Source organism: Pseudomonas sp. G3-19 (assembly GCF_054855875.1).
Genome location: NZ_JBMPIQ010000003.1, coordinates 1,477,237 through 1,496,145, shown reverse-complemented (window position 1 = coordinate 1,496,145; position 18,909 = coordinate 1,477,237). Strand labels below are relative to the sequence as shown.

13 protein-coding genes are annotated in these 18,909 nt (G+C 61.5%); 9 read left to right on the top strand and 4 right to left on the bottom strand.

Annotated features, from left to right (window positions below; translation table 11 throughout):
* Window positions 1-58: 58 nt before the first annotated feature.
* The 4 genes from ACOYXI_RS06790 to ACOYXI_RS06775 form a co-directional block, all read right to left on the bottom strand.
* Window positions 59-1,129, bottom strand: coding sequence for an SMP-30/gluconolactonase/LRE family protein (locus ACOYXI_RS06790; RefSeq protein WP_461674590.1), 1,071 nt, complete (start codon window positions 1,127-1,129; stop codon window positions 59-61).
* Complete coding sequence (locus ACOYXI_RS06785; protein ID WP_210557349.1) at window positions 1,126-2,271, bottom strand: sterol desaturase/SRPBCC family protein; 1,146 nt, start codon at window positions 2,269-2,271, stop codon at window positions 1,126-1,128. The genes ACOYXI_RS06790 and ACOYXI_RS06785 overlap by 4 nt, the downstream gene beginning before the upstream one ends.
* Window positions 2,272-2,383: 112 nt before the next feature.
* The gene (locus ACOYXI_RS06780) at window positions 2,384-3,247 is read right to left on the bottom strand and encodes a LysR family transcriptional regulator (protein WP_027613689.1); all 864 of its coding nucleotides are present in this window, start codon (window positions 3,245-3,247) and stop codon (window positions 2,384-2,386) included.
* 1,025 nt (window positions 3,248-4,272) lie between these two features.
* Entirely contained in the window at window positions 4,273-5,991 is a 1,719-nt protein-coding gene (locus tag ACOYXI_RS06775; RefSeq protein WP_134786540.1) for a hydrogenase maturation protein, read from the bottom strand.
* 295 nt (window positions 5,992-6,286) lie between these two features.
* On the opposite strand from ACOYXI_RS06775, the gene ACOYXI_RS06770 reads away from it, so the two are divergent.
* From ACOYXI_RS06770 to ACOYXI_RS06730, 9 genes are all read left to right on the top strand, one after another.
* Window positions 6,287-6,796, top strand: coding sequence for a sigma-70 family RNA polymerase sigma factor (locus ACOYXI_RS06770; protein WP_027613691.1), 510 nt, complete (start codon window positions 6,287-6,289; stop codon window positions 6,794-6,796).
* The gene (locus ACOYXI_RS06765; RefSeq protein ID WP_461674589.1) at window positions 6,793-7,740 is read left to right on the top strand and encodes a FecR domain-containing protein; all 948 of its coding nucleotides are present in this window, start codon (window positions 6,793-6,795) and stop codon (window positions 7,738-7,740) included. Before ACOYXI_RS06770 ends, ACOYXI_RS06765 begins: the two co-directional genes overlap by 4 nt.
* 90 nt (window positions 7,741-7,830) lie before the next feature.
* Window positions 7,831-10,752, top strand: a complete 2,922-nt coding sequence (locus ACOYXI_RS06760) for a TonB-dependent receptor domain-containing protein (RefSeq protein ID WP_461674588.1) — start codon at window positions 7,831-7,833, stop codon at window positions 10,750-10,752.
* Window positions 10,753-11,021: 269 nt separating this feature from the next.
* Window positions 11,022-11,498, top strand: coding sequence for an MbcA/ParS/Xre antitoxin family protein (locus ACOYXI_RS06755; protein WP_193774858.1), 477 nt, complete (start codon window positions 11,022-11,024; stop codon window positions 11,496-11,498).
* Window positions 11,495-11,998, top strand: a complete 504-nt coding sequence (locus ACOYXI_RS06750; protein ID WP_027613695.1) for an RES family NAD+ phosphorylase — start codon at window positions 11,495-11,497, stop codon at window positions 11,996-11,998. Before ACOYXI_RS06755 ends, ACOYXI_RS06750 begins: the two co-directional genes overlap by 4 nt.
* A 117-nt stretch (window positions 11,999-12,115) precedes the next feature.
* Entirely contained in the window at window positions 12,116-14,758 is a 2,643-nt protein-coding gene (locus ACOYXI_RS06745) for a TonB-dependent receptor (RefSeq protein WP_461674587.1), read from the top strand.
* Window positions 14,759-14,984: 226 nt separating this feature from the next.
* Window positions 14,985-16,835, top strand: a complete 1,851-nt coding sequence (locus tag ACOYXI_RS06740) for an extracellular solute-binding protein (protein WP_461674586.1) — start codon at window positions 14,985-14,987, stop codon at window positions 16,833-16,835.
* Window positions 16,822-17,886 (top strand): microcin C ABC transporter permease YejB, encoded by a 1,065-nt coding sequence (locus ACOYXI_RS06735; protein WP_461674585.1) that lies wholly within the window; start codon window positions 16,822-16,824, stop codon window positions 17,884-17,886. Before ACOYXI_RS06740 ends, ACOYXI_RS06735 begins: the two co-directional genes overlap by 14 nt.
* Window positions 17,886-18,908, top strand: coding sequence for an ABC transporter permease (locus ACOYXI_RS06730; protein WP_461674584.1), 1,023 nt, complete (start codon window positions 17,886-17,888; stop codon window positions 18,906-18,908). The genes ACOYXI_RS06735 and ACOYXI_RS06730 overlap by 1 nt, the downstream gene beginning before the upstream one ends.
* Window position 18,909: the final 1 nt, after the last annotated feature.

Sequence of the window (18,909 nt, the reverse complement as noted above, 5' to 3'; positions counted from 1 at the left end):
CTGTAGGAGTGAGCCTGCTCGCGATGACGTCAGTTGATCTAACATAAAACCAGCAGGCTCACTTCAACGCATCCGCCAACGGCAACCGCGCCATGTGCGTAGCCTTCAGCGACCCCAAATACAACCAGTCCCCATACTCGCGCGCTGTGGTGATCGGCGAGTAATTGCCGCTGCTGGCGTCCTGCAGATTGGCGATCACCTTGCCCTCAAGATCCAGCCCCAGGACGAACCCGCGTTTCTCCACCGGTTTCGGCAGCACCGTCAGCGCGCGCACGATCATCTTGCGCACCCGCGGATGCCCGGCGGTCCGATCGAGCAAGGCACTGCGCGGCGCATACAGCGCGACCCAGAAGCGATCGCTGCCATTGAACGCGAGGTTGTCCGGCAGGCCGGGCAGGTTGTCGATGAACAGATCATGGGTGCCGGCCTTGGGTCCCGTCAGCCAGTAACGGCTGATGCGATAGGCGCCGGTTTCATTGACCAGCACATAGGCGTCATCCGGGCCGAGGGTCACGCCGTTGGCAAACTGCAGTTTGTCCAGCAGCACGCTGGTCTTGCCGGTCTGAAAGTCATAGCGCAGCAGGCGCCCGTCACCGCCATGTTCAATGATCGCCTCACCGTCATGGCCGTAGCCCCAGCGGCTGCTGGCATCGCTGAAATAGGCGTAGTGCCCGGACTTGTCGATCGCCACGTCGTCGGTAAAACCGAAAGGCAGGCCATTGGCCTCGGTGGTCAGAGGAATCAACTGACCCTGGGCGTCGAGCGACAGCAGACCTTTGACCCCGTCGGCAATCACCAGCAAACCGTTGGGATGCCGCGCCAGGCCCAGCGGCCGGCCGCCAGTGTCGCTCAGCACCTTGCGCTCCTTGCCATCGAGGCTGGTGCGGATCAGTCGCCCGTCATGCAGGCCAGTGATCAGGTAATCGCCCTCCAGCAGCAGTGCTTCGGGGCCGTCGATGTCGCTCGGGCCAACCTGTTTGGCGGCTTTGAGTCGCTGGTTTTCCGCGTAGACCCCTTCGTTCAGTGACGGCGCCGCCGGCGGCTTCCACGCCACCGGCTGTACCTTGGTCGGCATCAGCAGCAGAAACGCGATGACGAGGATCACCAGCAGTAACAGCAGGCGCTTCATGAAAGGTGCCCGGTCAGCGTCAGGTGCCTGAGCGCCATGTCGCGCAGGGCCTGCATCGAGGTCGCCGATTCACGTTCGATGCGGCGCTTGAGCAGCAGCAGATTGGCCAGGCGCATGCCAAGGCCATCGAACCGGTAATCCAGAGTGCGCACGAACCGCGTGCCGTCGCCTTGCGCCGCGCACTCGTAGGTCAGCAACAGCGACAAGCCATGATCGCCCCGCGCCTGAGCGCACCAGCGGCGACCGGGCAGATACTCGGTGACCTCCCAGCGCAAATGGCCGGCGCGCCCGCCGGCATGAATGTCTTCTTCGAAACGCGCGCCGGCATGCAGCGGGCCTTGCGGTCCGTCGATTTTCAGCGACGACGGGTGCCACTCGGGCCAGTGGTTGACGCTGGCGGCGTAGCGGAGCACGGCGATCGGTTCGCCGGCGATATCGATCTGGTGCTGCATGCGGGTCATGGGCGATCTCGAATAGCGCAACGGGGCGGGTTGCGGCTCCCAGTACAGGGTGCCGAACAGGTAATCCATCAGCGGAAAAACGATATTGAAATTGCGCTCCTGCATGCGCTCGCGGCGGTGATGCAATTCGTGCAGATGACGCATCTGGCGGATCCACGGCAGGCGGGTCAGCGGATTATTCGGCGGTAGATGCTCGCAAGCGTGAAACACCTCGTAGGTCAGATAACCCAGGACCATGCAGCCGCCGAACAGCCCGGCGACATTGGCGTTGAACTGCGCGAGCAGCCACCACAGCGGCAGGGTGAAAACCAGTGTATGCACGACGATAAGCCAGGCTGGAAACAGAATCACCCGCCAGTCGCGGGCGCCGTCATACGTCATGTGGCCGGGGGTGAAAAAGCTGTGATGGTCGCCGGCATGCCGCGCATAGAACAGCTTGGCGAAGGTCTTTTTGTGGTGGCCGAGATGGCGATGGACCATGTACACGCCAAAGTTGAACAGCAGCAGGGTCAACGGCACGCTCAGCCATTCCAGCGGCTGCACCTGATGCGCGCTGCTCCAGAAAGCGCCGATCGCGAGTACGCCGAACAGCAGCACGAAGGCGCCGTGCAACCACGGGTTGTACAGCGGATGAATGGCCGCACGGTAGCGGCTGCGGAATGCCTCGGTGGTCTGCCTCACTGCGTTCACCTGTGGGTATTGTTGTTATACCCGGCAGATTAGCCGATCCGGCCGTTTGTGCAGGCCGCACCTTGAGGTCAGTTGCGCCATGCTCCGGTGTAAAGCGGCCGACTCAGCTCAGCGGGTTCCAGCGTTGCGACCAGTCGTCATCGGTGGCGATCACCTGGCGCAGCAGATCGAACGCCTGTTGCAGCGTCGCCGAGTCGCGCTCGCGGGCATACACCAGATAGGTTGGATAGCCGAATTCCGGGGCTTTGGTGACCGCTTCCAGTGCGCCGGTTTCCAGATAGCTGCGCACCACACGGGTACGGAAGTAGCCACTGCCGCCATGTTCGAGGATGTATTGCAGGGCCAACGGGCCGAGGTTGAAACTCAGCGCGGCTTTGGCCTTGTCCGGCAGGGCGGCGTCGTGCTGGCGACGAAAATCCGGCCCCCAGTCGATGTAGACGTAGGGATCCGGGCGGTTCGGCGCACGCACCAGAATCAGTTTTTCTTCCAGCACCTGCTCAACCTGCAGGCCCGGCCAGTATTCCGGCTGATAGACCAGCGCGGCATCGAGCACGCCGAGTTCGAGTTGGCGCAACAGGTTTTCACCGTCGCGGATTTCCATGCGCAGGGCGTGGCCGGGAATCTTATCGCGCAGTTCGGCGGCCCAGCTGAGCATCAACGGGTTGCACAGGCTGACTTCGCCGCCGATGTGCAGCACGTTGTGATAGCCGTCCAGCAACGGCAGGTCGCGCCGCGCGGCTTCCCAGGTCTGCACCAGTTGATTGGCGTAGACCACGAAGGCCTCGCCGTTGGCAGTCAGTTTCGCCCCGGCGCGGTTGCGCACGAACAGCGTACTGCCCAGCTGACTCTCGAGTTTCTGCACCCGGGCGGTGATCGCCGTCTGCGTGACGAACAACTTCTGAGCCGCCGCCGCGAGGCTGCCGTGACGGACGATTTCCAGAAAGGTGCGGGCGAGGTCGATGTCCATGGGCGGGCCGGTGTCTGAGGTGCGGGCATTGTAAAGGCAAAAGCCCCTCACCCTAACCCTCTCCCTGAGGGAGAGGGAACTGATTGGGGGATATTGAAGAAATACACCGACTTGAACGATCAGCGTTGAATCCATAATCGACCGAGATATTTCAGGTCGATGCGGGGCGCCAGACACTTTGGTCAGTTCCCTCTCCCTTGGGAGAGGGGGCTGATTGGGGGATATTGAAGAAATACACCGACTTGAACGATCAGCGTTGAATCCATAATCGACCGAGATATTTCAGGTCGATGCGGGGCGCCAGACACTTTGGTCAGTTCCCTCTCCCTTGGGAGAGGGGGCTGATTGGGGGATATTGAAGAAATACACCGACTTGAGCGATCAGCGTTGAATCCATAATCGACCGAGATATTCCAGGTCGATGCGGGGCGCCAGACACTTTGGTCAGTTTCCTCTCCCTTGGGAGAGGGGGCTGATTGGGGAATATTGAAGAAATACACCGACTTGAACGATCAGCGTTGAATCCATAATCGGCCGAGATATTTCAGGTCGATGCGGGGCGCCAGACACTCTGGTCAGTTCCCTCTCCCTTGGGAGAGGGGGCTGATTGGGGGATATCGAAGAAGTACACCGACTTGAGCGATCAGCGTTGAATCCATAATCGGCCGAGATATTCCAGGTCGATGCGGGGCGCCAGACACTTTGGTCAGTTTCCTCTCCCTTGGGAGAGGGGGCTGATTGGGGGATATTGAAGAAATACACCGACTTGAACGATCAGCGTTGAATCCATAATCGACCGAGATATTTCAGGTCGATGCGGGGCGCCAGACACTTTGGTCAGTTTCCTCTCCCTTGGGAGAGGGGGCTGATTGGGGGATATTGAAGAAATACACCGACTTGAGCGATCAGCGTTGAATCCATAATCGACCGAGATATTTCAGGTCGATGCGGGGCGCCAGACACTTTGGTCAGTTCCCTCTCCCTTGGGAGAGGGCCAGGGTGAGGGGAAGGCAGTCACCGCAAAATCAACTGGCCAACTCGGTCGAACGCACCCGCGCCCAGTCTTCCACCAATCGCGCCGGCGTGCCGCAGGCCTTGCGCTTGTAGACGAAGTGGCTGCACTTCTCGGCAAACTGGTTGCGGTTGTAGAGCATGTCTTCCTGCATCTCTTGCAGTTCGCTTTCCCGACATTGCTGGATCAGCACCTGATCCACGCGCAACTTGCGCTCGCGCACGGCAGCGTAGGTCGGGTCGATCAGCGCCGCGTTGGCCCGTTGCAGCAACCACAAGGAAAACTCATCCGGGCAGCGCGGGCCGATTTCCTGGACCATGCCCAGTTGCAGCGCCTGCGTGGCACTGACCGGCAGGCAGGCCTGGGTCAGTTGCTCGGCCATCGCCGGGCCGACGGCGCGCGGCAGGCTGTAGGTCCAGTATTCCGAGCCATACAGGCCCATGCTCTTGTAATGCGGATTGAGCACGATGTCCGCGCGGGCAAACACGATGTCAGCAGCCAGTGCGAGCATCACGCCGCCAGCCCCGGCATTGCCGGTCACGCCGCTGACCACCAGTTGCCGCGCGCTGAGCAGCTCGGCGCAAACATCGTCGATCGCCTGAATATTCGCCCACGCTTCGGCGCCCGGATCCTGCGCCGCTTGGATCACGTTCAGGTGCACGCCGTTGGAGAAGCTGCCGCGCCCGCCCTTGATCAACAGCACGCGGGTGTCACGGGACTTGGCCCAGCGCAGCGCTTCAACCATGCGCTGGCACTGTTCGGTGCTCATCGCACCGTTGTAGAACTCGAACGTCAGCTCCCCGACATGCCCGGATTCGCGGTAGCGGATCGGCTGATACGCCTCGTCGTTGAACGGCTCGCTGGCGATCGACCAGTCGAGGGTCGGCACGCCGTCCAGTTGCCCGGCCAGCACATGCCGCGCCGGTTGCTTGAAGGTCTCTTCGCCGGGCAGTGGTTTGCGCCGCAGCGAGCCGATCCACAGGCTGTGATCGCCGGTCGCCACCAGCACCGCGTCGTCATGCACCGCGAGGATTTTGCCGGGAATCCCGGTGCGCTGATCGAGGTGCGCGTCGTACACGTAATACTGCCCGCCCGCCAGGCTTGCCAAGACCCCGGGCTGGCCGTCAGCGGCGTCGATGCAGCGTTTGATGAACCGCGAGCAGTCGTGCCAGCTGAAGGTGCGGTCGTCCTGCTTCATGTTTGGCTGCAAGCGACCCCGGACTTTTGGGTCGGTGTAATCCAGTGCGACCGGAACGAAGCCGTCGATGAACTTCTCGACCACTTCGCGAATGCAGCGAATCGCCGCATCGCTGACCCGCCCGTTGTACAGCTCGGACTTGCGCAAGCCCGACGGCAGATTGAATTCGCAGGTGGCCCAGACCGGGCCGGCGTCCATTTCTTCCACCGCTTGCAGCGCGGTCACGCCCCAGCGTGTGAGTTCGTTGGTGATCGCCCAGTCCAGCGCGCTGGCGCCACGATCGCCGACGATGCCCGGGTGGATGATCACCACCGGGCGCCGCGCATTGCTCCACAGCGCCTGCGGTACGCGGTCCTTGAGGAACGGGCAGATCACCAGATCGGCGCCGCTGTGTTCGATCTGTTCGCACACCGACGCCTCGTCGGTGAACACCACGACGCTGGGCGAGTGCCCGGCCTGACGCAGTTCCAGCCAGGCGCGTTGAGTCAGGCCGTTGAAGGCCGATGACAGCAGAATAATCTTCAGTGATCGCATGGTTTTCTTCCTTGAAGGGATAGCCGCGGGCTCCCGGTGAGCCGTCCTTGGCGTTCGATGAAGCGCGCAGATTAGAGAGTGGCTGCGCGCGGGCAACTGATCAGGGTCAACGTTGTGTCAGTCAATATTTCTGCGGCGACGGAGCGCCTTATTCTCAAAGGTTTGCTTATCCTGATTTTTAATTACTTCAAATGTCCGCAACGCTATTGCACAGTCGCGCCTGATCAAGAGCCGGACGATCCCGGCAGAACGATGGTTTTTCGCAGCGGGTGGGACCCGTTTCAGGGAGCAAGGCATGGGGGATGTTCAAAACCCGCATTACCGGATGATTGGGCACATGTTCCAAAAGGACTATCGCTGGCTGTGCGCTGCCGTTGGCCGCACGCTGGGTTGCCCGCACAGCGCACAGGACATCGCCTCGGAAACCTTTTTACGGGTGCTGGCCTTGCCGGACCCGAGCGCGATTCGCGAACCCAGGGCGCTGCTGACCACCATCGCCCGACGGTTGGTCTATGAAGGCTGGCGCCGCCAGGACCTGGAACGCGCTTATCTGGAAAGCCTGGCGCTGGCGCCGGAACCGGTGCATCCATCACCGGAAGAACGCGCGTTGGTGATCGAGGCGTTACTGGCGGTCGATCGCTTGCTCAATGGTTTGTCGGCCAAGGCCAAAGCCGCGTTTCTCTACCATCAGCTCGACGGTTTGACCTACAGCGAAATCGGCGAACGGCTCGGGGTTTCCACTAGCCGTGTGCAGCAGTACATGGTCGAAGCCTTCAAACGCTGCTATCAGGCGATGCAGGCATGAGGCCGGACGAGGCGGTGATCGATGAGGCGGCGCAGTGGATGGCGCTGTTGCAGTCCGGCGAGGCCAGTGCTGGCGAGCGTGCGGCGTTCGAAGCGTGGCGCGCGGCCGACCCGAGGCACCAGCGGATCATCGAGCAAATGGGCGGCGGCCTTAACCTGCTGCGTAATCCGACCTTGCGCGGGCTGCCGCGCAACAGTCTGCTGCACAGCCTGAATGCGCCGTCGAGCCGGCGGCGCTTTGTCAGTGGCAGCTTGAGCGTGCTCGGCATCGCGGTGCTGGCCGGGTTGCTCGGGCGCCGCTATGGCTGGCTGCCGGAAGCGGGGGAGTTGGCGACCGGCACCGGCGAGCGGCGCAATTTCACCCTGGAGGATGGCAGTGCGCTGAGCCTGAATGCGCGGACGCGGGTGGTGGCGCGATTCGATGCGACTCAACGCTTGCTGGCGTTGCGCTCGGGTGAGTTGCTGGTGGACGTCGCCAAGGATCCCGCGCGGCCGTTCGTGGTCGAGACCGAACATGGGCGGATGCGGGCGCTAGGGACGAAATTTCTGGTGCAACAGGGCGACGATTCTACGCGGCTGGTGATGCTGCATTCGCAGGTCGAAGTGGTCACCGCCGGCGGTGCGCGGCAGGTGGTGGAGGCGGGGGAGAGCCTGCTGTTCAACGCTCAGGACATTCTCGCTTTGGAGCGCAGCACCGGCCAGGAAAGCGCATGGGTGCAAGGTCGCCTGGAAGTGCGCGACCGGCCGCTGAGCGAAGTGATCGAAAGCCTGCGCCGCTATCGCCGGGGCATTCTGCACCTGAGTCCCGAGGTGGCCGATCTGCGCCTGAGCGGCCTCTATCCGCTCGATGACAGCGACCGCACCCTGCAACTGCTGGAGCGCTCGCTGCCGATCCGCGTCACCTGGCACAACCCCTATTGGGTCAGCATCGGCGCGCGGTTATAGCGTCATAACTTCTTGGCCTAATCGCCGCCCTATAAAAAGCGCCGGCCCGCTGCTCATTCCCTGCAGACGCCTTCAACAGGGAAGCCCTTGATGATTTCATTCAAACAACAATTACCGCGCCTGACCCTCGCCGCCGCATTGGCGATGGGGCTAGGGCCGATCGCGGTGTATGCGCAGGATTCTGCGGCCCAGGTCTACACCTTCGACATCGCCAGCGGCCCGCTGGATGAGGTCTTGCTGGATATCTCACGCCAGACCGGCGTACCGATTTCCTTCAGCCAGAATCTGGTGCAAGGCAAGCGCAGCAGTGCGGTGCGCGGTGCGTTGGGCGGGCGTCAGGCCGTCGAGAAGGCCTTGCTCGGCAGCGGCCTGCAAGTCGAGCAAAGTGCCCAGGGCCTGAGCGTGCGTGAAGGCGCGGCGAGCACACCGGTGGCGGCCAAAGTCAGTGCCGTGGCCCCGGCGACCAGCGCCGATTACCGCATGGAAAAAGTCACCGTCACCGGCTCGCGAATCGCCCGTGCGCAGAGTGATGGCGCGACCCCGGTCAACGTCATCACCCATGAAGAAATGGAAGCGCGCGGCTACAAGAACGTCTACGACGCCTTGGCAACGCAGACGCAAAACACCGGCATGACCCAGGGCGAGGACTACGGCAACACCTGGCAGCCAGCAGCCAGCGCAATCAACCTGCGTGGCCTCGGCCCCAATCACACGCTGGTGCTGATCAACGGCCGGCGCGTCGCCGATTACCCGACGCCATACGATGGCAAGGTCAACTTCACCAACCTGGCGAACATTCCCTCGGCAGTCATCGACCGTATCGAAATTCTCAGCAGCGGCGCCTCGGCGATCTACGGTTCGGACGCGATTGCCGGGGTGGTCAACATCATCCTCAAGAAGCAGATCAATGGCATCGACGTCAATCTCAAGGGCGGCACCAGCGAGCGCGGCGGTGGCGACAATCAGCGCCTGCAAATCAGCGGCGGCGGCAGCTGGGGCGACTTCGACGGCTTGTTCGGCCTGGAGCTGACCAACCGCGATCCGATCTGGGCCGACGATCGCGGCTTCATGCAGAGCGGCCCGCTGGCGGATGTCGGTTACCGTCGCGACCTGAGCAACAACCGCTACCTCGGCCCCGGTTGCGGCGCCTATCAAGGCACTTTCGATAACAAGCTGCTGAACAACGCGGGTCGTTGCCGCACCGATCAGATGTACAACGATTACTGGACGATCCAGACGCAAAAGGAAAACTACGACGGCTACACCCGCGGCACCTGGCACTTCAGCGACAGCGGTCAGGTGTTTGCCGACTTGATGTATGGCCTCGATCACATCCAGAACAACACCCGTGGCCCGACTTTTACTTCGCCGGACTTCATCAACCAGAACAGCGGCAATCTCGAGCGCTGGTATCGCCGTTACGGTGAAGAGGAAATCGGTGGTCGCACCAGCAACAACAGCAAGTGGACCGACACTTCATGGACCGGCACCCTCGGCCTCTCGGACAAGATCGCCGACACCGGCTGGAGCTATGATCTGGCGGCCAACCGCTCGGAGTACCGCAGCGTCCGAACCACGCGCTACACGCCGCTGTCATCGATTCAGGATTTCTACCTCGGCCCGCAATTGGGCGTGAGTGGCGGTTATCCGGTGTTCGCCCCGGACGCCTCGCGCCTCGATCGCCCGCTGACGCCACAAGAGTGGGAGCAGTTTCGCAGCAACCTGACCCAGCGCAGCAAGTCGGTTTCCACCAGCTACAACGCCTCGATCAATGGCGACTTGTTTGACCTGCCGGCCGGCCCGGTCGGATTCGCCGGCGTGCTGGAAGCGGGCAAGCAGGAATATCGCGTCGACCCGGATGACGCTCTGAATAACGGCACCTTTTATGGCGTGAGCCCGGCGCAAAGCTCCGGCGGTTCGCGCAAGCGCTACGCGGCGGGCGGCGAGTTCAGTATTCCGGTCACCGACACCGTGCTGGCCACCGCCGCCGGGCGTTGGGACCAATACAAATTCAGCGGCCGCAGCGAGCAGCAGAAAACCTATAACCTCGGCCTCGAATGGCGCCCGATCACCAGTCTTTTGCTGCGCGGCAGTTACGGCACCAGTTTCCGCGCGCCGGACCTGAACTACATCTACCAGTCCGACAGCAACGGTTACTACCCGGCGCAGATCGACTACTACGGTTGCAGCCAGGGCGTGCAGGGCGCGTGTGATCGTGGGCGGGTCGACTACACCCAGAGCGGCACCCCGGATCTTGAGTCCGAGCGCGGCAAATCCTGGACCTATGGGTTTGTCTGGTCGCCGTCGCGCAATTTCGATTTCTCCACCGATTTCTGGCGGGTCGAGATCGACGACCTGCTGACCACCGTCGACGAAAATCGCCTGTTGCAGCAAGAGAACGAATGCCGCAACGGCACCCAGGACATCAACTCGGCCAACTGCCAATCGACCCTGGCACGCATCGACCGCAATCCGGGCAGTGCCGCCATCGATCCGAATCAACTGCAACGGGTGCGGGTCAACGCGATCAACGCCGCCAGCGAGCGGGTCAGCGGTCTGGACTTCAAGAGCAACATCCGCTGGGGCGCCGGTCAGTACGGGGCGTTCAGTTCGGCGCTGGGCTATACCCTGGTTCTTTCGCATTTCTATAAAGAGTCGGACGAGGCGCCGACCCAGGACTGGCGCACATCGCGGACCAATTACGACTGGCGCAGCAAGGTCAACGCCAGTTTGACCTGGGATTACCAGAAGGCCACGGCGACGCTGCTGGGCATTCGTTACGGCTCCGTGACCAACGGCGCGGGTGACGGGCGCCTGTCGCCGTGGACGGTGTTCAACGCCAGTGCGCGATACAAACTCAATGACCGCGCCAGCGTCGGGCTGACCGTGAACAACGTGCTCAACCAGATCAAACACGATGACTCGGCTGGCTGGCCGTATTACCCGACCGGCAACTATGACCCGTACGGGCGGCAGTGGTGGCTGGATGTGAGTTATCACTTCGGCAGTTGAGCGCGCGGTATTCGTGGGTAATGTCCTACGGAAACAGGTCTGGATTTCGCAGAAACGGGGATATTTCCGACGACATTCTCAGGTTGGTCGTCGGAAGCGCGATCTATAGCATCGGACATGACATTGAAGTCGTAAACGGCTTGGACGCTCAGGCCTCTGATAACGGATGGATTATGCGAACTCCCCACCTCGAATACGAAACGCCTGCTTATTCCCATCGCCTTCACTGGCGCACCGATCGTGCCAGATGCCCCATGGAGGAGGTCACGATGCCCAGCGTCAAGGTACCCCGGCTGACGGGGGTGAAGAGGGCCGAGGGCAGACCTGTCGACTTGCTCGTGAATGGCCGGAACATAGGTGACGATGCCTTTCTGATCGTTGACCTGACCGACGAAGGTTTTGAGCTGAAAGATGTCGTCAACATGCTTTCAACCTCTGAGCTTTATCTGCAAGGCGACATGGTCAAACGCATCACCGGCAAGTCGGTCAGCACCGTACGCCGATTACTGAAGGAAGGTAAAACGGTACGGCTTGACCCGCAGCAGAGCGTCGTCGCCTACCAATATGCCTTGGTGCTGGAAAAGGCCACTCGCGCCTTCGGGAGGCAGTCACGGGCCGAGGAGTGGCTGCGCAAGCCCAGCACCTACCTGAACGGTCGCGTACCGGTGGAGTTTATTCGGCATTCACTGGGGTTTCAGATGGTGGAGCAGTATCTGGGGCAACTGATATACGGGGTTTACACATGAATCCCTTGCCCTGGGACGAGCACTGGTATGCCTGGCGGCTGGACCCCGAGGTTTATGGCGGGACGTGGGACAGCGGGATGGGTTCGAATCTCAATGGTGGCCGATGGAACATACCCGGGCGGCGAGTCGTTTATGCATCAGTCGATCCGTCGTCGGCCATTCTGGAGGTGGCAGCCAATCACAGCTTTGATGCGCTGGACAGTGAACCTTATGTGCTCACGTGTTTTGAGGTCGTCAGCGAAGCAAAAGTGAAAATCGTCCAGCCGGAGGATGTGCCGAATCCTTATTGGCTGAGCCCCGCCAAGCCTTCCCCCAATCAACAACTGTTCGCCGATGCGTTATTGGCAGAGCATCCGTTTGTACTGATTCCCTCGGCGGCAACTCGGCACTCGTGGAATCTGCTGGTGAGCTGCGAGTTGGCGGAGGGGCAGTTCAGGATGGTTTCCCAGGAGCGATTCGGGCTGGATACACGGTTGCTGAGGGAGATGGAGCTGGCTTGATCCACACCAGCCATCTTTTTGCATAACCTCATCACCCAACGGTCTAAATCGGGCTCTATAAAACCCTGCTGTCCATTGCACATCCCTGCATAAACCAAAACGCAGGGATGGCCGTTCATGATCCATTTTTCACCCGTTAGATCCCGTTTGAGCCTGGCCTTGCTGCTGGCGATCAATACCTTGCCGGCAGTCGCTAGCGACGAACCCACGACCCAGTTGCAACGGGTGGAAGTCACCGGCACGGCGATTCGCCGGGTCGATGCGGAAACCGCGGTGCCGGTCACCATTCTGCGAGTTGAAGAACTGCGCGAGCAGGGGGTGAGCACCACGGAAGAACTGGTCAGCCGGATTTCCGCCAACCAGTCCTCGGTCGGCTCCGGTCGTTCGGTGGGTTCGAGCAGCGGCGGGGCGTCGTATGCCGATTTGCGCGGCATCGGCCCGAACAAGACGCTGGTGCTGCTCAATGGCCGGCGGCTGAGTAACAACGCGACCAATGCGATCAACGGTTCCGGGGTTGACCTGAACACCATTCCGTTCGCCGCCATTGATCGCGTCGAAGTCCTGCGTGATGGTGCTTCGGCGTTATACGGCACCGATGCGATCGGCGGGGTGATCAACTTCATCACCAAGACCAGTCTCACCGAAGGCCAACTGAGCACCAACTACGACACGCCGACCCATGCCGGCGGTGGGGAAAGTCGTAATTTCAGCGGCAGTTGGGGCTTTGGCGATTTGCAGGATGACCGTTTCAACGTGTTCGGCGTGGTCAGTTATGACAAGCAGCAACGCTTGGCTGCCGAGGATCGTGGCTACACCTACAACTATCAGCCTGGACGCGGCCTCGACTACACCTCCGGCACTGCATCACCGGCGAACTGGAGCCAAGGCAGCAACGCCACCAACCCGCTGGCCAGTTCCGGCTGCAACGCCCCGGGCCTGCTGGCGCGCAATGGCATCTGCCGCCAGAGTCTGTGGAGCTACCTCGACCTGGTGCCGGAAACCGAGAAGACCTCGGCCTTCGCCAAAGCAACCGGCAAGCTTTCGGACGACCACAACGTCAGCCTCGAATACTTCTGGGCGCGCAACGAAAACCGCACGCAGATCGGTCCCGGCACGTTGATGGGTAACCAGGTCAATCCCGGCACGGCGTTTTATCCCGGCAACGGCATTACCCCAGGCCCGAACAGCTTCGCTCTCGACCCGACGCAACCGGTCGATGTGAACTGGCGCGAAAGCGCTGTCGGCGCCCGTCAGCACGAAGACGACAACACCGGCCAGCGTTTGCTGTTGAGTTTCGACGGCAGCGTGGTGGGGTGGGACTACAACGTCGGTGCATCGTACAACCAGAACAAAGTGGTCAATGCCATCGAGGCCGGCTACGTCAATGACCGCGCCGTCAGCGCCGGTATTGCCAACGGCATCATCAACCCGTTTGGCGCGCAGACCGCTGCCGGGCAGGCGCTGCTAGCGGCCAATGCGGTGGACGGCGATTACTCGACGGCAGTGGGGCGGGTGAAGGCGATTGATGGACGTGTCAGTCGCGAGATCGGTGACTGGTTCGGCGCCGGCCCTTCGGCACTGGCGCTGGGTGGCGAATACCGCAAGGAAGATTTCCATCAGGACTTCGCCCAGTTCGCCGCCGACGTGCAGAGCCTGGGTGTCGACCCGAATGCCAGCGTCGCCGGGGATCGCAGCGTCTCGGCGCAGTACGCCGAGGTCAACGTGCCAGTGCTCGACAGCCTCGAAGTGTCCGCCGCCGTGCGCCACGACAAATACAGCGACTTCGGCAGCACCACCAACCCGAAGTACTCGTTCCGCTTCCAGCCGTTCAAGCAACTGGTGGTACGTGGTGCCTACAGTGAAGGTTTCCGCGCGCCGTCACTGTACGAGTTGTACAACCCCAACTTCACGACGTTCACCGTCGCCAACTACAACGACCCGCGACTGTGTGCCGGTGGCAACCCGAGCAACGGCGGGATCGCCAATCGCGACTGCGCCCAGCAGTTTTACAGCCGCACCGGTGGCAACACCGACCTCAGTCCGGAAACCGCGCGCAACGTCACCCTCGGTTTCGTCTATCAGCCGTTCGAACGTCTGACCACCGGGCTGGATTTCTGGTGGATCAACATCGCCAACCAGATCGCCGAATTCCCCGAATCGGCGGTGTTCGAAAACCCGGAGCTGTATCCGGATCGTCTGGTGCGCAAGCCGGACGGCTCCATAGATCACATCGTTACCGGCCTGGCCAACCTCGGCAAGATCAAGACCAATGGCGTCGACGTCAGCTTCGACTACCGTTTGCCGAGCACTCCGTACGGCAATTTCGGGATCGGCCTGCAGGGCACTTATGTCAGCCGTTACGAGTACCAGCAGCAGCTCAAGGGCGACTACATCGACAAGCTCGGCGATTTCCGTGGGGGCGACTTTTCCTCGGCCGGTGCCGTGGCCCGCTGGCGCCACAGCCTGACCGGCAGCTGGAATTACGGCCCCTACGGTATCGCCCTGACCAACCGCTACACCAGCGGTTACCACGACTCCGACCGCGAGACCCACGATTACGTTGGCTCGTACAACGTCTGGGATCTGGCCGGTACCTACACCTGGCGCAAAACCCTCAGCGTGACCCTCGGCGCGAAGAACCTGTTCGACCGCGAGCCACCGTTCAGCAACCAGACCTACACCTTCCAGAGCGGCTACGACCCGAAATACGGCGACCCGTTCGGGCGGACGTTGTACACGCGGGTCAATTACAAGTTCTGAGAATGCCCAGAGGCGGCGGGTTTTAGTCACTTATTGATCTAAGCCTGCCCTATAAAAATCGCCGGCCTGTTGCACATCACAGGTAGGCAGGATGTTTGGTGACTGTACTGGCGCCTTCGCGAGCAAGCCCGCTCCCACAGGGGAAAAGCGGTGAGCACAACTTCCTTGTGGGAGCGGGCTTGCTCGCGAAGAGGCCAGTAGCAACACCTTGTGAAAGGATCTGCCAATGCTATCCAGGCTCATTCTGCTCAGCGCTTTTGCGCTGCTAAGCCCATTCAGTTGGGCCGCCCCGCAACCCGCCCTCACGGTCTACGGCGAAGCCCCCAAATACGCCCCGGACTTTCAACACCTGGCCTACGCCAATCCAAACGCCCCCAAGGGCGGGACGCTGCGCCGCTCCTCACTGGAAAGCGGCCCGTTCGATCACCTGATTCCGTACATCGACAAAGGCACCGGCGTCGCCGACATCGACGGCTGGCTCTACGCGCCGTTGGCCTATCGCAGCAAGGATGAACCCTATAGCGTCTACGGTCTGGTGGCGAAGCAGATGGAACTGGATGCGGATCGTCGCTGGCTGCGCTTCTACCTCAATCCCAAGGCCCGGTTCGACGACGGCACGCCAATCACTGCCGAAGACGTGCGTTACACCTTCGAACTGTTCACCACTCAGGGCAGCCTCAAATATCGCCAGCAGTTTCGTGACGTCGCCGACGTAGTGGTGGAGTCGCCAACGCAAGTGCGCTTCAACTTCAAGAACAACGACAGCCGCACCTTGCCGCTGGATCTGGCGACGCTGCCGGTGCTGCCCGAACATTGGTGGCGTACGCGCAACTTCGCCGAGGGCGCCGGTTTCGAGATCCCGCCGGGCAGCGGCCCGTACCGGATCAGCGCGGTGGATGCCGGGCGCAGCGTGAAATTTCAGCGCGTTGCCGACTGGTGGGCCAAGGACCTGCCGATCACCCGCGGCCTGTATAACTTCGATCACCTGAGCGTGGAATTCTTCGCCGACACCGATGTTTCCCGGCAAGTGCTCAAGGCCGGTGGCTTCGATTACAACCGCGAGTTTTCCGCGACCAGTTACACCATCGGCTATGCCGGCGCGGCGCTGGAGCAGGGCAAATTGCTTCGCGAACATCTGGCGCCGGGTGCTGCGCAAGGTTCGCAGGGTTTCGTGTTCAACCTGCAAAAAACCATGTTTCAGGATCGCCGGGTGCGGCAGGCGATCGCCATGCTCTGGGATTTCGAATGGAGCAATCGGCAAATGATGCGCAGCATGTACCTGCGCCAGCGCAGTTACTTCTCGCACAGTGCGTTGTCGGCCACCGAGTTACCGGATGCCGAGGAGCTGAAAATCCTCGAGCCGTGGCGCGGCAAGATCCCCGACGAGGTATTCACCGAGGTATTCGAAGCGCCGAAAACCGACGGCAGCGGCAACATCCGCGCCGAGCAGTTGCGGGCCTTGAAGCTGCTGGAAGCCGCCGGCTGGAAACCCCGTGGTGATCAGTTGGTGAATGCCAATGGCGACCCGCTGCAGTTCACTTTTCTCAACGGTCAGAAGGGCTTTGAACGGCTGCTGCTGCCGTTCAAGCGCAACCTGGCGCAGATCGGTATCGGCTTCGATATTCGCCAGGTCGACACCGCGCAATACACCAACCGCGTGCGCAACCGCGACTACGACATGATCGTGGTCGGCTACCCGGTGAGTCAGGCGCCGGGGCGCGAGATGTTCAATTACTTCGGCTCCGACGGCGCCGACGATCCCGGCTCGAACAACTACATGGTGCTGCGCGATCCTGCGGTCGATGCCTTGCTCGAAGGGCTGGTGCAGGCCGACAACCGCGAAAGCCTGTTGCGCCATGCCCATGCCCTGGATCGCGTGTTGCAGTGGGGTTACTACTGGATTCCCAATTACTACCCGCCGGGGATTTCCACGGTGTGGTGGAACCGTTTTGGTCGTCCGGCGACGGCGCCGTTGTATGACGCCGGACTCGATACCTGGTGGGAAATCAGCCCGACCGCGCTGACCGCCACGCAGATGCAGCAACAGCAAAAGGAGTACGCCCATGTTGGGTTATAGCCTGCGGCGTCTGCTGCTGATCGTGCCGACGTTGCTCGCCATTCTGCTGGTCAACTTCGTCATCGTGCAGGCCGCGCCGGGTGGCCCGGTGGAACAGGCGATTGCCCGGTTGCAGGGCATTGGTGTCGGCGCGGCGGTGGGCGGTGGTCATGTTGAAACCATCGGTGGCGAATCCCGCGCCACCCGGGGTCTCGACCCGAAACTGGTGGCCGACATCGAGCGCCAGTACGGCTTCGACAAACCGGCTGATGAGCGCCTGTGGCTGATGCTCAAGAGCTACGCGCAACTGGATTTCGGCCAGAGCTTTTTCCGCGGTGCCAGCGTCACCGAGCTGATCTGGCAGAAGCTGCCGGTGACCTTGTCACTGGGCTTGTGGGCCACGTTGATCACTTACCTGGTGTCGATTCCGCTGGGCATCCGCAAGGCCGTGCACAACGGTTCGGCGTTCGATGTCTGGAGCAGCGTGGCGATCATCATCGGCTATGCGATGCCGGGGTTTCTGTTTGCGCTGTTGTTGATCATCGTGTTTGCCGGCGGCTCCGCGTTGGACTGGTTTCCGGTGCGCGGACTGGTCTCCGACAACTTCGCCGAGCTGTCGCCGTGGGCCAAGGTCGCGGACTACTTCTGGCATCTGGTGTTGCCGGTCACCGCGCTGGTCATCGGCGGATTCGCCACGCTGACCATCCTCACCAAGAACAGTTTTCTCAACGAGATCTCGCGCTTGTACGTGGTGACGGCGCGGGCCAAGGGCCTCAGCAAGCGTCAGGTTTTATACGGTCACGTGTTTCGTAACGCGATGCTGCTGGTGGTGGCCGGCCTGCCTCAGGCACTGGTGACGGTATTTTTCGGCGGCTCGCTGCTGATCGAAGTGATCTTCTCGCTGGATGGCCTCGGTCGCCTGAGTTACGAAGCGGCGGTGTCCCGCGATTACCCGGTGGTGTTCGGTTCGCTGTTCATCTTCACCCTGTTCGGCCTGCTGATAAAACTCTTCGGCGACCTGTGCTACACGCTGGTCGACCCGCGCATCGACTTCACCGCGAGGACTGCCTGATGTTGACTCTATCTCCCATCGGACAGCGCCGTTGGACGCGATTCAAGGCACATCGACGTGGCTGGTGGTCGCTGTGGCTGTTTCTGCTGTTGTTCGGCCTGAGCCTGGGCGGCGAGTTGATCGCCAATGACAAACCGCTGCTGGTCGAGTATCAGGGCCAGTGGTATTTCCCGGCGTTCAAGCGCTACACCGAGCAGGATTTCGGCGGCGAATTGCCGTTCCAGCCGGACTATCGCAGCGCGCAGGTGCGGCAACTGATCGAGGGGCAGGGCGGGCGGATATGGTTTGCGCCGATCCCGTTCGGTTTCGATACGGTGAATTACGACCTGACTGAACCGGCACCGAGTCCACCGAGCGGCGAGAACTGGCTGGGCACCGACGATCAGGCGCGGGATGTGCTGGCGCGGGTGATCTTCGGTACGCGGGTGTCGCTACTGTTTGCCTTGGCACTGACCGCCGCCAGTGCGCTGATCGGCATTGCGGCCGGTGCCTTGCAAGGTTATTACGGTGGCTGGGTCGATCTGCTCGGGCAGCGATTGCTGGAGGTGTGGTCGGGGCTGCCAGTGTTGTATCTGCTGATCATCCTGTCCGGGTTCGTCGAGCCGAATTTCTGGTGGTTGCTGGGGATCATGGCGCTGTTTTCCTGGCTGAGTCTGGTCGATGTAGTGCGCGCCGAGTTCCTGCGCAGCCGCGGTCTGGAATACGTGAAAGCCGCGCGGGCGCTGGGGGTTGGCGATGTGCAGGTGATCAGTCGGCACATCTTGCCCAATGCCATGAGTGCGACCCTGACCTATTTGCCGTTCATTCTTACCGGAGCGATCGCGACCTTGTCGGCGCTGGATTTTCTCGGTTTCGGCATGCCCGCCGGCAGTGCTTCATTGGGCGAATTGATCGGTCAGGGCAAGAGCAATCTGCAAGCGCCGTGGTTGGGGCTGACGGCGTTTTTTGCCCTGGCGCTGATTCTTTCTCTGTTGGTGTTCATCGGTGAGGCCTGCCGAGATGCTTATGATCCGAGGGCTTGAG

Coding starts and splice junctions, on each gene's coding strand:
- ACOYXI_RS06740 (WP_461674586.1), top strand. CDS start 14,985: ATGCTATCCAGGCTCATTCTGCTCAGCGCTTTTGCGCTGCTAAGCCCA.
- ACOYXI_RS06770 (WP_027613691.1), top strand. CDS start 6,287: ATGGGGGATGTTCAAAACCCGCATTACCGGATGATTGGGCACATGTTC.
- ACOYXI_RS06765 (WP_461674589.1), top strand. CDS start 6,793: ATGAGGCCGGACGAGGCGGTGATCGATGAGGCGGCGCAGTGGATGGCG.
- ACOYXI_RS06730 (WP_461674584.1), top strand. CDS start 17,886: ATGTTGACTCTATCTCCCATCGGACAGCGCCGTTGGACGCGATTCAAG.
- ACOYXI_RS06780 (WP_027613689.1), bottom strand. CDS start 3,247: ATGGACATCGACCTCGCCCGCACCTTTCTGGAAATCGTCCGTCACGGC.
- ACOYXI_RS06735 (WP_461674585.1), top strand. CDS start 16,822: ATGTTGGGTTATAGCCTGCGGCGTCTGCTGCTGATCGTGCCGACGTTG.
- ACOYXI_RS06755 (WP_193774858.1), top strand. CDS start 11,022: ATGCCCAGCGTCAAGGTACCCCGGCTGACGGGGGTGAAGAGGGCCGAG.
- ACOYXI_RS06760 (WP_461674588.1), top strand. CDS start 7,831: ATGATTTCATTCAAACAACAATTACCGCGCCTGACCCTCGCCGCCGCA.
- ACOYXI_RS06750 (WP_027613695.1), top strand. CDS start 11,495: ATGAATCCCTTGCCCTGGGACGAGCACTGGTATGCCTGGCGGCTGGAC.
- ACOYXI_RS06775 (WP_134786540.1), bottom strand. CDS start 5,991: ATGCGATCACTGAAGATTATTCTGCTGTCATCGGCCTTCAACGGCCTG.
- ACOYXI_RS06790 (WP_461674590.1), bottom strand. CDS start 1,129: ATGAAGCGCCTGCTGTTACTGCTGGTGATCCTCGTCATCGCGTTTCTG.
- ACOYXI_RS06745 (WP_461674587.1), top strand. CDS start 12,116: ATGATCCATTTTTCACCCGTTAGATCCCGTTTGAGCCTGGCCTTGCTG.